Source organism: Mycolicibacterium celeriflavum, from assembly GCF_010731795.1.
GTDB classification, from domain to species: domain Bacteria; phylum Actinomycetota; class Actinomycetes; order Mycobacteriales; family Mycobacteriaceae; genus Mycobacterium; species Mycobacterium celeriflavum.
The window spans coordinates 4,990,427-5,005,403 of the sequence record NZ_AP022591.1 but is presented as its reverse complement, the minus strand read 5'-3'; the positions used below and the strand labels follow the sequence as shown (position 1 = coordinate 5,005,403).

General features: G+C 65.8%; 15 protein-coding genes and 2 pseudogenes. 11 read left to right on the top strand and 6 right to left on the bottom strand.

The genetic code is table 11. The annotated features are described in order from the left end of the window. The first annotated feature begins 29 nt into the window (after positions 1 to 29). The 11 genes and pseudogenes from G6N18_RS24115 (at position 30) to G6N18_RS24065 (ending at position 10,499) form a co-directional block, all read left to right on the top strand. Positions 30 to 1,331, top strand: a complete 1,302-nt coding sequence (locus tag G6N18_RS24115) for an NADH-ubiquinone oxidoreductase-F iron-sulfur binding region domain-containing protein (RefSeq protein ID WP_083006847.1) — start codon at positions 30 to 32, stop codon at positions 1,329 to 1,331. Beyond that, positions 1,328 to 1,642 (top strand): ferredoxin, encoded by a 315-nt coding sequence (locus tag G6N18_RS24110; protein WP_083006845.1) that lies wholly within the window; start codon positions 1,328 to 1,330, stop codon positions 1,640 to 1,642. Before G6N18_RS24115 ends, G6N18_RS24110 begins: the two co-directional genes overlap by 4 nt. Next, entirely contained in the window at positions 1,639 to 3,282 is a 1,644-nt protein-coding gene (locus G6N18_RS24105) for a thiolase C-terminal domain-containing protein (protein WP_083006842.1), read from the top strand. Before G6N18_RS24110 ends, G6N18_RS24105 begins: the two co-directional genes overlap by 4 nt. 164 nt (positions 3,283 to 3,446) lie before the next feature. Continuing rightward, a pseudogene (locus tag G6N18_RS24100) lies at positions 3,447 to 4,291 on the top strand (alpha/beta hydrolase). Then, positions 4,291 to 5,109, top strand: a complete 819-nt coding sequence (locus tag G6N18_RS24095; protein WP_067218870.1) for an NAD(P)-dependent oxidoreductase — start codon at positions 4,291 to 4,293, stop codon at positions 5,107 to 5,109. Before G6N18_RS24100 ends, G6N18_RS24095 begins: the two are co-directional and overlap by 1 nt. After that, on the top strand, positions 5,106 to 5,897 hold the full coding sequence (locus G6N18_RS24090; protein ID WP_083006838.1) for an NAD(P)-dependent oxidoreductase: 792 nt from the start codon (positions 5,106 to 5,108) through the stop codon (positions 5,895 to 5,897). The genes G6N18_RS24095 and G6N18_RS24090 overlap by 4 nt, the downstream gene beginning before the upstream one ends. A gap of 113 nt (positions 5,898 to 6,010) precedes the next feature. Next, positions 6,011 to 7,213: a cytochrome P450 gene (locus tag G6N18_RS24085; protein ID WP_067218874.1), complete on the top strand. Its 1,203-nt coding sequence runs from the start codon at positions 6,011 to 6,013 to the stop codon at positions 7,211 to 7,213. A gap of 25 nt (positions 7,214 to 7,238) precedes the next feature. Continuing rightward, the gene (locus tag G6N18_RS24080; RefSeq protein WP_067218878.1) at positions 7,239 to 7,439 is read left to right on the top strand and encodes a ferredoxin; all 201 of its coding nucleotides are present in this window, start codon (positions 7,239 to 7,241) and stop codon (positions 7,437 to 7,439) included. Further along, positions 7,436 to 8,644, top strand: a complete 1,209-nt coding sequence (locus G6N18_RS24075) for a cytochrome P450 (protein ID WP_163689984.1) — start codon at positions 7,436 to 7,438, stop codon at positions 8,642 to 8,644. The genes G6N18_RS24080 and G6N18_RS24075 overlap by 4 nt, the downstream gene beginning before the upstream one ends. Then, positions 8,644 to 9,402, top strand: coding sequence for an alpha/beta fold hydrolase (locus G6N18_RS24070; protein WP_083007445.1), 759 nt, complete (start codon positions 8,644 to 8,646; stop codon positions 9,400 to 9,402). Before G6N18_RS24075 ends, G6N18_RS24070 begins: the two co-directional genes overlap by 1 nt. A gap of 108 nt (positions 9,403 to 9,510) precedes the next feature. Next, positions 9,511 to 10,499: pseudogene (locus G6N18_RS24065) on the top strand (IS481 family transposase). Between the two features lie 87 nt (positions 10,500 to 10,586). Here G6N18_RS24065 and G6N18_RS24060 read toward each other — a convergent pair. The 6 genes from G6N18_RS24060 to G6N18_RS24035 form a co-directional block, all read right to left on the bottom strand. Next, positions 10,587 to 10,874: a DUF1330 domain-containing protein gene (locus G6N18_RS24060; protein WP_059101952.1), complete on the bottom strand. Its 288-nt coding sequence runs from the start codon at positions 10,872 to 10,874 to the stop codon at positions 10,587 to 10,589. A 16-nt stretch (positions 10,875 to 10,890) separates the two neighbouring features. After that, complete coding sequence (locus tag G6N18_RS24055; protein ID WP_059101953.1) at positions 10,891 to 11,082, bottom strand: ferredoxin; 192 nt, start codon at positions 11,080 to 11,082, stop codon at positions 10,891 to 10,893. Further along, on the bottom strand, positions 11,079 to 12,377 hold the full coding sequence (locus G6N18_RS24050) for a cytochrome P450 (protein ID WP_083006601.1): 1,299 nt from the start codon (positions 12,375 to 12,377) through the stop codon (positions 11,079 to 11,081). Before G6N18_RS24050 ends, G6N18_RS24055 begins: the two co-directional genes overlap by 4 nt. A gap of 115 nt (positions 12,378 to 12,492) precedes the next feature. Continuing rightward, entirely contained in the window at positions 12,493 to 13,338 is an 846-nt protein-coding gene (locus G6N18_RS24045) for a TauD/TfdA dioxygenase family protein (RefSeq protein ID WP_083006598.1), read from the bottom strand. A 19-nt stretch (positions 13,339 to 13,357) separates the two neighbouring features. Continuing rightward, positions 13,358 to 13,693, bottom strand: a complete 336-nt coding sequence (locus G6N18_RS24040; RefSeq protein WP_083006596.1) for a hypothetical protein — start codon at positions 13,691 to 13,693, stop codon at positions 13,358 to 13,360. Positions 13,694 to 13,695: 2 nt separating this feature from the next. Beyond that, a complete protein-coding gene (locus G6N18_RS24035; RefSeq protein ID WP_083006593.1) occupies positions 13,696 to 14,955 on the bottom strand; it encodes an aromatic ring-hydroxylating oxygenase subunit alpha in 1,260 nt (419 codons plus the stop codon). Positions 14,956 to 14,977 lie beyond the last annotated feature (22 nt).

Here is a 14,977-nt window from a genome sequence, read left to right as displayed (position 1 = left end):
AGCCTATCCGCGGATCACAAGGACGCTTCATGACCTCCACCGCCACCGAACTCACCGTCACCGCGTGGCCGGACTGCACGCCGCGTCTGCTGCGCCCAGCGGGCTCGGGCCCCGAGGACTACGCCGACTACGCGCAGGCCGGTGGCTACCAGCCGCTGTCCGACGCCGAGGCGCTGGCCGAGCAAGTGGACCTGTCCGGACTGCTGGGTCGCGGCGGCGCGGCTTTTCCCATCGGCACCAAACTGCGCTCCGTGCGCGACGCACACCAACGCGGCTCGGACACGGTCGTCGTCGCGAACGGCGAAGAGGGCGAGCCGGCGTCGATCAAAGACCGCTGGCTGCTGCGCCACCGCCCGTACCTGGTTCTCGACGGGCTACGCCTGGCCGCGGCCGTCGCCGGAGCCGGGCGCGCCTACGTGTACGTCTCCGACGCCCCCGCGGCCGGCGCGGTGAGCACCGCGCTGAGCCAACTTCCACCGGACACGTTCGGCGGCACCGAAGTCAACGTCGTGACGGTCGAACCGGGATATGTCGCCGGTGAGGAGACCGCGGCGGTGCGGCGCATCAACGGCGGGCAGGCCAAGCCCACCGACAAGCCGCCGCGGCCCTTCGAGGAGGGGGTGTCCGGGCTGCCGACGATGGTCAGCAACGTCGAGACGTTGGCCAACCTGCCGTTCATCCACGAGCACGGCGCGCAGGCGTTCCGGTCGGTGGGCACGCCGATGTCGCCCGGAACGTTCCTCGCCACCATCACCGGTGGTGCTCGACCGGCCACGCTCTACGAGATCCCGCACGGCGCAGCATTTTCCGAGCTGCTGCAGCTGCACGGACTCGACAAAGAGGTCGTCACCGGCGCGTTGATGGGCGGCTACTTCGCCGGCCTGCTCAACACCGACATCCTCGACGCGACGCTCGACCACGAAGCGATGCGCCGCCTGGGCAGTGGCCTCGGATGCGGGGCCATTTCCATCCTGACCGACGACTGCCCGGTGGCCGTCGCCGCGTCGGTGATGGCCTACTTCGACCGCGAGAACGCCGGCCAGTGCGGAAGCTGCTTCAACGGCACCGCCGCCATGAGCGCGGTCGCCTCCGCACTACGCGACGGGGTGGCGACCGACGACGACGTCGCGCGCCTTCAACGGTGGTCGGTGGTGTTGCGCGGTCGCGGCGCCTGCGGCACTCTCGACGGCGCCACCAACATCGCCGCCAGCCTGCTGCACCAGTTCCCGCAGGCAATCGCCCGCCATCTGGCCAACGACTGCCAGACCTGCCGCGCCGGCGCCTTCGAAGCAGTCCGACCCTACGAAGTGGAGGCGGTGGCCCAATCATGAGTGATGGCTTGCGGATTCGGCTCGACCGGACGCTGTGCGACGGCTTCGGGATCTGCGCCAAGCACGCGCCGGAGTACTTCTCGCTCGACGACTGGGGTTACGCGTCGCTGATCGGCGACGGAACGGTGCCGGAGAATGACCGCGACGCGGTGATGCGGGCCCTGTTCGACTGTCCCGTCCACGCGATCATCTACATGGGTGAACACCGGCCGTCAGACGACAACAAAGTGCGCGAAGAACCGCGCGAGTCCTCCGAGCCCGATCCGACGGCCGGCGACAGCAACGAAGCGATCTCGGGATTCGTTCGGTGACTCGACCGCTACCGGAACTCACGGTTCTCAACGAGTTCTTCTGGACCGCAGGTGCTGACAACGTGCTGCGCATCCAGGAGTGCCGCGACTGTGCGGCGCTGATCCACCCGCCGCAGCCGGTGTGCCGGTACTGCCGCAGTCACAACATGGGTGTGCGCGACGTGTCCGGCAAGGCCACCCTGTCGGCCTTCACGGTCAACCACCGGTTCGGCTTCCCCGACCTCCCGCCGCCGTATGTGGTGGCTCAGGTCGCCGTCATCGAGGATCCGCGAGTTCGGTTGACCACCAACATCGTCGACTGCGATCCCGACGATCTCGAACTCGGCCAACTCGTCGAGGTTCAGTTCGAGAAGCTCGAAGATGTCTTCCTGCCGGTGTTTCGGCCGAGCGCGGACAAGCAGACCGGCCCGCTTCCCGAGGACGAGATCGCACCGCAGGATTTCGCCAAGCACGTCAGCACCCCGCTGACCACGCACCGGTTCGAGGAACACTCCGCGGTCACCGGCATCGGCGCCTCCCGGATCGGCCGCCGACTGATGGTGCCGCCGTTGTCGCTGACGATCGAGGCGTGCGAGGCGGCCGTCGCGGACGCGGGGCTGTCCTTCGACGACATCGACGGACTCTCCACCTATCCGGGCCTGGACATCGCGGGCATGGGCGAGGGCGGCGTCTCCGCGCTCGAGGGCGCGCTGGGAATCCGTCCGGCGTGGATCAACGGTGGCATGGACACGTTCGGTCCGGGCGGGTCGGTGATCGCCGCGATGATGGCGATCGCCACCGGCATGGCCCGTCACGTGCTGTGCTTTCGGACGTTGTGGGAAGCCACTTTCCAGCAGCTGATGAAAGAAGGCAAGGCCGCACCACCCGGTGGTGCCCGCACGTCGAGCTGGCAGATGCCGTTCGGCGCGATGTCGGCGGCGCACACGCTCGCCCTGAACGCGCAGCGGCACTTCGACCGGTACGGCACCACGCGGGAGACTCTCGGCTGGATCGCGTTGAACCAGCGCGCGAATGCAGCGCTGAACCCGACTGCCATCTACCGCGATCCGATGGGCATGGATGACTACCTGGGCGCTCGGATGATCACCACGCCGTTCGGGCTCTACGACTGCGACGTGCCATGCGACGGCGCGGTCGCGGTGATCGTTTCGGCCGTCGATGCCGCCAAGGACATGCCGCGTGAACCCGTGCTCTTCGAAGCCGTCGGCACGCAGATCGTCGAGCGCACGGACTGGGACCAGAGCACGCTCACCCACGAGCCCCAGGTGCTCGGCCAGGCGGCGCACCTGTGGACGCGAACCTCCCTGCGGCCCAGCGACGTCGACGTCGCCGAGCTGTACGATGGCTTCTCATTCAACTGCCTGTCCTGGTTGGAAGCACTCGGCTTCTGCGGCATCGGCGAGGCCAAGGACTTCCTCGACGGTGGTCAGGCGATCGCCCGCGACGGCGTGATCCCGTTGAACACCCACGGCGGTCAGCTGTCCCACGGCCGCACCCACGGCATGGGCCTGATCCACGAGGCGGTCACACAGTTGCGCGGCGACGCCGGCGACCGACAGGTCGAGGATGCGCGCGTCGCCGTGGTCAGCAGCGGCGGACTGACACCCAGCGGGGCGATCCTGATGCGGACCGACTCGTGAGTGTGAGTCCGCGGCCTGATGTCGCCGCCGGTGCGGCTCCCCGGCCTGATGTCGCCGCCGGTGCGGCTCCCCGGCCTGATGTCGCCGTCGGTGCGGCTCCCCGGCCTGATGTCGCCGCCGGTGCGGCTCCCCGGCCTCGCGTCGTCCTCGTCGACGGTGTACCGATGTCGGGGCTTGTCGCCGCCGTCGACGAACCGAGGGCCGTCATCGTCGCCTTCCACGGCGGGGCCAGCACCGCAGCGTATTTCGACTGCCCTGGCCATCCGCGGCTGTCGCTGCTACGCGTCGGCGCCGCACTCGGATTCACCGTGGTCGCGCTGGACCGACCGGGCTACGGCAGTTCGGCGCCGTATCCGGACGCGATGCAAGAACCGGACCAACGCGTCGCGCTGGCGTACGGCGCCGTCGAGAAAGTCCTCGCCGACGGTTCGCGCGGCGCCGGGCTGTTCCTGCTCGGCCACTCGGCCGGCTGCGAGCTGGCGGTCCGGATGGCCGCAGATGAAAACGCCGTCGACGCAGGCATTCTCGGGCTCAGCCTGGCCGGCACCGGCCTGCGGTACGGCGATCAGGCCGCCGAGATGATGAAGACCGCGACGGCCACCCGGCGACCGGTCGGGTTACGGGAACTGCTGTGGCAGCCCGCGCAATTCTATCCGCCCGAGGTGCTCTCCGGCATGACCAACTCCTCCGGTGGCGCGCAGTACGAAGCGGAGATGACAAAAACCTGGCCGCGACACGACTTCCCGCGCTCGCGGCGCAGGTGGAAGTCCCGGTGCAGTTCATCGTCGCCGAGCACGAACGGGTGTGGCGCACCGATCCCGACGCGCTGGCCGACATCGCCGCGATCTTCACGGCCGCACCGGCGTTCGTTCTCGACGAACAACGCAACGCCGGACACAACACGTCGCTGTCGGTCAGCGCTGCGGCATATCACCTGAAGGTCTTGTCGTTCGTCGAGGAATGTGTAGTCGCGCACTTGAGCGCAGAAACGAAGTTGGAGGCGGGTTGATGCGCGTCGGATTCATCGGGCTGGGCAGTCAGGGCGGTCCCATGGCACGCCGAATCGCCGAAGGCGGTTTCGAGACGACACTGTGGGCCCGCCGAGAGGCCAGCTTGGAACCCTACAAAGACACCCCCGCGAAGACGGCGAGTTCACCCGCCGAACTCGGCGCCGCCAGCGATCTGGTCTGCCTGTGCGTGGTCGGGGACGACGACGTCCGCGAGGTCCTCAACGGCGAGTCCGGTGTGCTCGCCGGTCTGGCCCCCGGCGGCATCGTCGCCATTCACAGCACCGTACATCCCGACACCTGCCGGGAGATCTCGAAGGCCGCTGCCGAACAGGGGGTTTCGGTCATCGATGCGCCGGTCAGTGGCGGCGCGCCCGCCGTAGAGGAGGGCAAGCTGCTGGTCATGGTCGGTGGGGAGGATGAGGTCGTCGAACGCTGCCGTCCGGTGTTCGCCACCTATGCCGACCCGATCGTCCACCTCGGTCCGCTGGGCAGCGGACAGGTCACCAAGATCCTCAACAACCTGTTGTTCACGGCGAACCTCGGTGCCGCATTGAGCACTTTGGATCTGGGTGAGTCGCTGGGCATCCCGCGGATGCGCCTCGCCGAGGTCCTCAATGGCGGATCGGCCACCAGCAAAGCGCTCGGCAGCATCTCCATGTTCGGCGGCACCGTGGAGGGTCTCGCCCCGATCGCAGGAGCGCTGCTGCAGAAGGACGTTCGGCACGCGGCCAACATCGCCGCGAGCGCCTCGGCGCCGGAGGGTTCGGTGTTCACCGTGGCCGACACCGCCCTGGAGTCGATGGATCACCCGCGATGACACGCGTCGGGTTCGTCGGGGCGGGTCGGATGGGCGCCCCGATGGTGCGCCGCCTCGTCGCATCCGGTCATGAGGTCGTAGCCGTCGGCAGGACCGACGACAAGCGCGCTGCGGTGCGCGATCTCGGCGCGCGTCCGGTCGGCACCGTGACCGATGCCGCGGACGCCGACGTGGTGATCGTGTGCGTCTTCACCGACGAGCAGGTGCAGCAGATCTGCCTGCGCGACGGGTTGGTGGCGGCGATGAAACCGCGGGCCTCGCTCGTCATCCACACGACCGGAAACCCCGCCACCGCACGGACCATCGCCGAGCAGTTCGGAGATGTCGAGGTCGTCGACGCGCCGGTCAGCGGCGGGCCGCACAACATCGCCGCCGGCGAGGTGACCCTGTTCGTCGGCGGCTCCGACGAGGCGGTCGCGCGGGTGCAACCCGTGGTGAGCGCCTACGGCGACCCGATCCTGCATGTCGGCCCGCTCGGCGCAGGCCAGGCGGTCAAGCTGATCAACAACGCCTTGTTCGCCGCACAGATCGGTTTGCTCACCGAAGCGGTGTCGCTGGGCGCCTCCCTCGGCGTGGACGAGGCCAAGCTGCTGGCATCGGTGTCCCATGGCAGCGGGGCAAGCCGCGTCGGGGAGTTCATCTCCGCTCGCGGATCGGTCGCCGGGTTCGTCGCCGATGTCGGCGAGTTCATCGGCAAGGACGTCGACGTCGTCCGCAAAACGGCGGCTGAGCTGGGCAGCGAGCTGGGCCTGCTCGATGACGTCATCAATGCCGGAATTCGACTATGAACACAGCGATTCGCTCTACTCAAACCCTTCCCGTGGGGCATACTATTGACGTTACACAATTGCGCCCTCGCGTAACGGAAAGCGGTCACTAGCCCGCCGCGAAAGAGGAGATCATGACCAAGCCGAAACTGGTGTTCGACCCGTATTCGCAGGAGTACTTCGACGACCCGTATGAGATCTACCGGCGGATGCGCGACGAGACGCCGATCTACTACGACGAGGAGCAGGACTTCTACGCGCTGACCCGGCATGCGGACGTGGCGGCGGCACTCAAGGACCACGAGTCGTTCTCTTCCACCCGCGGGTGCCACCTGAACATGATCAAGTCCGGCAAGGGGTTCCAGAAATCCATCATCTTCATGGATCCGCCCGAACACCGCTTCATGCGCAGCCTGCTCAACAAGGCGTTCACCCCTCGGGCGATCCAGTCGCAACGCGACACGGTCGTCGAACTCGTCGAGCACTACCTGTCCAAGGTGGATCCGGACAACTTCGATGTGGTGCAGGATTTCTCCGGCCCGTTTCCCGTCGAGGTGATCACCCGGATGGCAGGGGTGCCCGAGGAGTTCCGCCAGCAGGTGCGGCACTGGATCGACAAGGGCCTGGAGGTCAAACCCGGACAGGTCGACCTTTCTGAAGAGAACATGCAGGCCAACATGGACGCGGGGGTCTACTACTTCGGCCTGGTGCAGGAGCGCCGGCACGACCCCCAGGACGACATGATCAGCCGCCTGATCGCCGCCGAGATCCCGGGCGAGAACGGCGAAATGCGCAAGCTCGACGACATCGAGATCACCGGCTTCGTCGCGCTACTGGGCGGCGCGGGCGCCGAGACCGTCACCAAGTTGGTCGGCAGTGCCGTGGTCGAGTTCGCGCGGCATCCCGAGCAGTGGCAGATGTTGCTCGACGACCGCAGCCTGCTACCCGCCGCCGTCGAGGAGTTGCTGCGCTATGTGGGTCCGGTGCAGTACAACGTGCGCTACACGTTGAAGGAAGCCGAAGTGCCGGGCGGCACGATTCCCGCCAACAAGCCGGTGTTCCTGATGAAAGCGGCGGCCAACCGTGACCCCCGCGCCTTCGACGACGGCGAGACGTTCGACATCACCCGCGACCGCACGCAAGCGCAGAACCTGGGCCTGGGCTACGGCATCCACAGTTGCCTCGGCGCAGCGCTGGCCCGGTTGGAGACCAGCATCGCGCTCGAGCACCTGCTCGATTTCATGCCGCGCTTCGAGGTCGATTTCGACGGCCTGCAACGCGTGCACATGCAGAACGTCGCCGGATACCACCACGTCCCGGTGAAAGTGTTGAAGTGATCGCTTGGGTGAGGAGGGCGCTTCTGTGACTCAGAAGATCGTCGTCGACTTCGGGCTCTGCGAAAGCAACGGGGTGTGCATGGGCATCATCCCCGAGGTGTTCGACCTCGATGACCAGGACTACCTTCATGTACTACAGGAAGAAGTGACGCCGGAGAACGAGCAGCAGGTACGGGAAGCCGTGCGCCAGTGCCCTCGGCAGGCGATCTCGATCGAAGACGCATGACCACCTCCAGCAAGGTGATTTTCGACCCGTTCTCCGAAGAGTTCTTCAACGGTCCGTATGAGATCTACCGGCGCATGCGCGAGGAAGCGCCGGTGTACTACAGCGAGGAATACGACTTCTACGCGCTATCCCGGCACGAGGACGTGGCGGCGGCATTCAAGGACTTCGAGACCTACTCCTCGGCGTATGGCCTCGACCTGGCGATGGTGAAGTCCGATGAGCCGGTTCCCGTGGAGATGATCATCATCATGGATCCGCCCGAACACCGGCAGATGCGCAGCCTGGTCAACAAGGTCTTCACGCCACGGGCAATCGAGGCGATGCGGCCGATGGTGACCGAGACGATCGACCGCTTCATCTCCAAGGCAAGCCCGGATCGCTTCGACGTGGTGCAAGATTTCGCCGCCTTGTTTCCGGTCGAAGTGATCAGCCAGATGCTCGGTGTGCCGGAGGAATACCGGCAGAAGGTTCGGGAATGGGGCGACATTTCGCTGCGTCGTGAACCCGGCCAAGTCGAAATGTCCGAGGAGGGCAAGCAAGCCGTTGCGGAATTGATGGGGCTCTACTACAACATCATTCAAGAACGGAGGGCCGAGCCCCGAGACGACATGTTCAGCCGGCTGATCGCCGCGGAAGTTCAGTTCGAGAACGGCGAGAAGAGGCAGCTGGATGATGTCGAGATCGCCGGATTCGCGACCCTTTTGGGTGGAGCGGGAGCGGAGACCGTCACCAAGCTGGTCGGCAACGCGGCGGTGATGTTCGCGCGGTTCCCCGACCAGTGGGAGAAGCTGCTCGATGACCGCAGCAAGATCCCAGCGGCGGTGGAAGAGCTGCTGCGTTATGAGGCGCCGAACCAGTACAACGTGCGTCGCTCAATGCGAGAGGTGCACCTGCACGGCGTCACCATTCCCAAGGGCAAACCGGTGTTCCTGCTTGGTGGTTCAGCCAATCGTGATCAGGAGGCCTTCACCGACGCCGACACGTTCGACATCGACCGTGACCGCAGCGAGGCGCAGAATCTTGGCTTCGGCTATGGAGTGCACAGCTGTCTGGGCGCGGCACTGGCCCGGATGGAGAGCGCGATCGCGTTGGACCGACTGCTGGACTTCATGCCCCGCTACGAGGTGGTATGGGATGAATGCAAGCGGGTGGCGATGACGAATGTCGCGGGCTGGTCACACGTCCCGGTGCGAGTGCTGCACTGATGCGATTCGTCCTCGTGCACGGCGGTTTTCACGCCGCCTGGTGCTGGGAACGCACGATCGCCGAGTTGCAGGACCTGGGCCACGAGGCGGTGGCCGTCGACCTGCCGGGCCACGGAGAGCGCATCGAACAGGAGTCGACACTGGCGAATCGCCGCGACGCGATCGTGTCGGTGATGCAACCCGGTGACGTGCTCGTCGGACACTCCGGCGGCGGGTTCGATGCCACCCTGGCCGCCGACGCCCGCCCCGATCTGGTCGGCCACATCGTCTATTTGGCGGCGGCGCTGCCCCGCGAGGGCCGCACCTATCCCGAGGCGATGGCGATGCGGGACTCAGAGGACGGCGAGTTCGATGCCGACGTCGGAGAGATGTTGAGCTATCTGAAGTTCGACGACGACGGTGCCATGTGGTTCGCGGATTTCGACGGCGCGTGGCAGTACTTCTACCACGACTGCGACGAGGCCACCGCGCGCTGGGCGTTCGAGCGCCTCGGTCCGGAGCGGTTCGGCGACACCACGGTGACGCCGGTGTCGGTGCCCTCATTCTGGGCCGCGGATCTGCCCCGCAGCTTCATCCGCTGCCTGCAGGACCGGTCGATGCCGCGCTGGCTGGCCAATACCGTGACGCGCCGCCTCGGCGTCGAGCAGTTGGCCATCGAAGCGTCACACTCGCCGTTCCTCAGCAAGCCGCGTGAGCTGGCCGAGCTACTGGTGCACGCGACCACGACAAAACCGACCGGCCCCCTGGTGCCCCACTAGCTGTACTGACCACGGACGTTAGGTACGGCGTGGCGAGGTGACATGACGAAGACCTCCGAGTGAAGTGCGAGCTGCTAAGAAACGCACCAACTCATCTCGGAGGTCTTCGTGTCCCACAGTAATGCCCCTTTATCAGAAACCGGTCGTCTGCGCCTGGCCCGTTGCGTGGTCGACGACGGCTGGTCGTATCGACGCGCCGCTGAGCGATTCCAGGTCGCGGTGACTACCGTGCAGCGTTGGGTTCGTCGGTACCGCGAGCAGGGGCCGGCTGGCATGGTTGATCGCAGTTCGCGCCCGCATCGCAGCCCCAACCAGACACCGACACGTACCGAGCGGCGCATCATCAAGGTCCGGGTGCTGCGCCGCTGGGGACCAGCGCGCATCGGTTACCTGCTGGGTATCCATCCCTCCACCGTGCATCGGGTGCTGACTCGCTACGACCGGCCAAGTTGCGGTGGCTCGACCGGCCGACCGGACGGGTGATCCGCCGGATGGAGTCGGCTCGCCCTGGCGATCTGGTGCACATCGATGTCAAGAAGCTGGGCAAGATCCCCGCCGGTGGCGGCTGGCGCATGCTCGGGCGGACTGTGGGCAATCGCCACTCGCAGGCTGACAAGACCTCGGGGCAACTCAGCAAGTATCGCCATCCGCTGCGCGGCTATCACTTCCTGCACACCGCCATCGATGCGCACTCTCGCCTGGCCTACAGCGAGCTACTCACAGATGAGCGCAAGGAAACCGCCGCGGCGTTCTGGCAACGCGCGAACGCCTGGTTCAACCAGTGCGGCTTCACAGTACGAAAAGTGTTAACAGACAACGGATCATGCTACCGGTCGCACACCTTCCGGGATGCCCTCGGCGAGATCGAACATCGCCGCACCCGCCCCTACCGGCCGCAGACCAACGGAAAGGTCGAGCGCTTCCACCGCACCCTGGCCGATGAATGGGCCTACGCCCGCCTCTACCGCAGCGACGCCGAACGCTGCGAAGAGTTCCCCAGATGGCTACACACCTACAATCATCACCGCGGCCACACCGCACTCGGCGGCCAACCACCCGCCACCCGCATACCTAACCTCTCAGGTCAGTACAACTAGCGCAGCGGATCACCGCTGCGCCGAGACCGACGTTTTGGCGGTTTTTGCTCGTACTTTTCCGCCAATACGTCGGTTTGGGGAAAGGTATCAGCCGAGGCCGTGCAGGATGACGCCGTTGCAGTCGGCGGCGGCCTGCCGTAACTTGGCGGCCTCCTGATAGGTGTCGGAGTTGTACCACTCGCGGGCCGCCTCTTCCGACTCGAACTCCAGCAACACGGTCTGCGTGCCGTGCCACTCGCCCTCGAGCAACTCGGGCTTCTGGTCGAACGACAGCAGCGTGGAGCCGGCCATCGCCTTGCCCGCCAGCTTGGCGTACTCGGCCATGCCAGCTGGGTCCTTCACGTCCTCGGTGATGAGGATGTACGCCTTGGGCACTGAAACTCCTTCGTGGTCAGTCGATTTCGCGGATCGCTTGCTCGGGACAGTTCTGGATGGCGTCGCGCGCGGCATCCTCCAGGCCGACAGGCACGTCGCCGGGATCGGCGACCGCCCAGCCGTCGTCGGTCATCTCGAACACCTCGGGACACAACGTCAGGCACATGCCGTGCCCCGCGCAGCGGTCTTCGTCGACGGTGACCTTCATCGGCCATCACCGTCGACGAGATCGAACTCCAGATGCAGCTCGGTCAGACCACGCAAGATGTACGTCGGAATGTAGGAGTAACGACGCGAACCGGCAGGGCCGTGATGCTTTTCGCTGATCCGGATGTCGGTCGTGCGGTCCAGCAGTCGCTCCAGCCCGACACGCGTTTCGGCGCGGGCCAGCGGCGCACCGGGACAGCTGTGGATGCCGCGGCCGAACGCCAGATGCTGACGGGCGTTCTTGCGCTCGGGATCGAACGTGTCGGGATCTTCGAAGCGGCGCGGGTCGCGGTTGGCGGCCCCGTTGATCACCATCACCGTGCAGCCCGCGCCGAGCGCCTGCTCGCCGATGTTCGTCGGGACCCGCGACAGCCGGAAGTCCCCCTTGACCGGGCTTTCGATGCGCAGGCACTCCTCGATGAAATTCGGCAGCAGGCTGCGGTCCTCGCGCAACTTGCGTTGGATATCGGGGTTGTCGCCCATCACCTTCAGCGCCGTCGACAACAGCCGCACCGTGGTCTCCTGCCCGGCGGAGAACACGTTGGTCGCCACGCGCACGACGTCGGCCACCTCGGGCATCGTCCCGTCGGGGAACGTGGCCGTCGCCAGCCCGGTCAGCACGTCCTCACGTGGCTCACGACGACGATCCTCGACGTACTCGGCGAACACCTCGTAGAGGTATTCCAGTGGCGTCTTGGTGAGCGTCTTCTCGGCGTTGCCGAGCCCGCCGCCGTGGGTGCCGCGGGCGAGCCGCTCGAGCAGCTCGGGGCGGTCCTCGTCGGGGACGCCGAGCAGATCGGCGATGACGCGCAACGTGAACGGCCCGGCGAAGCCTTTGATGAACTCGCCCTCACCCGGAGCCAGGAACTCATCGAGGATGTCGTCGGCCAGCGCCCACATCGCGTCCTCGTTCTCCTTGAGGCGCTTGGGCGTGATCAGCCGCATCAGCAGGGCGCGGTGATTGGTGTGCGTCGGCGGGTCCAGCGTCGGCAACTGGTCGCTGAACGGGATCTCGTCGCGGTGCTCGATGATCAACTCGGTGATGTCACCGTCCCGCAAGCCGTCGAGCGGGACCGGAAAGCCGGGGAACGGGCCCGTCACCGAGATGCACGACGAGAACGTCTCGGCGTCGTTGTAGACGTCGACGGCCTCCTGCCAACCCGTCACCATCGTCACGCCGTAGTGGTCCTCACGGCTGACCGGGCACTTGTCGCGAAGTGCCGCGTAGAACGGGTACGGGTCGTCGGTCAGACGGCCGTCCCGGAAGAAGTCGACCGAGGTCAGGTCCTCCGTCATGGGCCCTCCGTTTCAACGATCTCAGCAGCAGAGAACGTGATTCTCATATCGGGGTATCAGATTTCCATACGGCACTGCCAGCGTCAACGACCGGTGCTGTGCAGCCGCTCAGCAGTTATTGGATCGGCTCGTCGCCGAGCACCGTCGTGCGCAGCATCTCGCGCGGCGAATCAGGGTCGTACGGCGCCGCGCGGTGCAGTACACCGTTGTTGTCCCAGATGACCGTGTCGCCGACAGACCACCGGTGGCTGTACACCAGGTCCGGCCGGGTGGCACGGTCGAGCAGGTCGGCAAGCAGCGCCCTACCATCGTCGAGATCCATGCCGACGACGTAGTCCGCCGAAGCACCCAGCACCAGCGATTTGCGACCGCTGCGGTGCGTCCACACCAGCGGATGCTCGTGGGTGGGTCGCGAACGCCACCTGGCCACCAGCTCCGGCGATGGATCCGGCGTGACGCGACGCTGCGACGCCTCGAGCGAATGAACCACCCGCAGCGCTCCGAAGCGTTCCTTCTCCTCGTCGCTGAACGCCTCGTAGGCCGCATAGGAGTTGGCGAACTCCGTCTCACCGCCGCTCTCGGCCACCTGCTTGGCGGAAAGCACAGTCGCCTTCTGCGGGCACTCGCCGTTGGTCGGCGTGCAACCGTCGATGTGCCAGTCGAAGGTGGCCCGCAGGTAAGCCGCGGACGAGTTCTTCGATTTGTCGAGCGTCACCGGATAGATGCCCGCAACCGGATGGTGACCGTCGGACGAATGGTCGATCTCGCCGAGTCGCCGGCAGAACGCCACCTGCGCCTCGGGTGTCAGGCCGAGACCCGGAAACACGAGCACGCCGTTGTCTTCCAGCGCGTCAAGGATGGCGGCGCCGAGCGCGTCGTCTCCTGCCAGGGCGTCGGAATCCAGCCCGAGCACCTCGGCGCCGACGGATGCCGTGAGCTTGTTGATCATCAGCACAGTCATGGTCGTTTCGTCCTGTCCGTCACGGCACCGGCGCGCTGACGCGGTTCATCACGGCGTCAGCGGAGTCGGCGGGTTTCTGGGTACCGAAGATCTCGACGGCCATCGAGACCATGATCATCGAGTAGATGAGGTGCAACAGATTCAGCGCGTCGTCGGGAACATCGTCGAGCGGGAACTTGTCGCAGTAGTCGATCGCCTCCTCGAAGCGGGGCGAGAACGCGTCGTAGAACTCCCGGATCTCCGGCATCGGCGTCGACATACGCGCTTCCCACCGTTCGGGTTCGGTTGCCAGACACCACTTCTCGGCGAACTGCTCGAACTCGGCGAACGCGCTGGGCAGTTTGGCCTCGGCCATGGTCACACCCCCACCGGAGCGCGCTCGGCCTTGTACTCCTCGACCCATTTGACCGCTTCGTGGTGTAGATGACGCACCAGGATCTCCTGATCGGACAGCGGATAGTCGTCGACCACGTCGTACTCCAACGCCGCCTGCGTTCCGCCGAGCATCCCGGCGTCCTGCAGCGCGAACTCCTTGAGCACCACCGAGGCGACCTCATGTTCGATGCGCTCGCGCACATTGCGCGCTGGGTGAAAAGCGTTGTACGCCTCGAACTTGTGCGTGTTGTGCGACGTCGGCCAGTACCGGTACAGCAGGTACCAGCCGTGGTAGATGAGGATCTCCAGATTCGGAAAGATCTGGAAGTTGGAGATGCCCCACGGTTCGATTCCGCCCGGGTTCAGACCGGCAGACTGGTGGGTCTCCGGGGTCCGCCATGGGCCGACGAGCCCACTGCGCGTGACCCTTTCGACCGGGTACATGTACTCGGGATCGAGCAGCCACCGTCGGGTGCCGGCCGTGGACACCAGGCGATGCGGGCCGTCGATCTGAAAATGCCCGCACTCGAACGTCGCATTCGGTTGCCGCACCGCACTGGGCACCTGTTGCGAGTGCAGCGACGGCACGTGGTAGTACTCCTGGAACGCGTCGGCGAAAATCTTCCAGTTGCTGTTGTTGTGCGCTTCGAATTCGTAGCGTTCGGTCATCAGGTCGAACGGGTAGTCGTCGAGCGCGGTGATCATCGGACCGAGGAACTCGCGAAGGCTCTGTCGCGGTTCGGGGTCGAAGTTGATGAAGATGAAGCCGTTCCACACGTCGCAGTGCACCGGCTTCAACCCGTACTGCGAGGTGTCCAGGCCGAAGAACTCCCCTTCCTGCTGGACGAAGGTGAGATCGCCCTTGAGGTCGTAGCGCCACCCGTGGTACTTGCAGGTGAACTGGCGACAGGTGCCCTTGACCTCCTCGTTGGGAAAGTCGTTCCACACCAGCTTGTTCCCGCGGTGCCGACAGACGTTGTAGAAAGCACGGATCTGCTGGTCCTTGCCCTTGACGACGATCACCGACGTCCGCGCGGCGTCGATCTCTTTGGTGAAGTAGCTGCCGACCCGCGGCACATCCTCCACCCGGCCCACATTGAGCCAGGCCCGCTTGAAAACCGCTTCACATTCGAGTTCGTAGAACTCGGGGGAGATGGAATCGCGGAACGAGATCGGCCCGGTACCCAGGTCCGGATAGTGCTCAGTCCAGCTGCCCTCCGCCGGCTTAGGCCACTTCGCCATGCGAACCTCCCTGTCGTGGTTG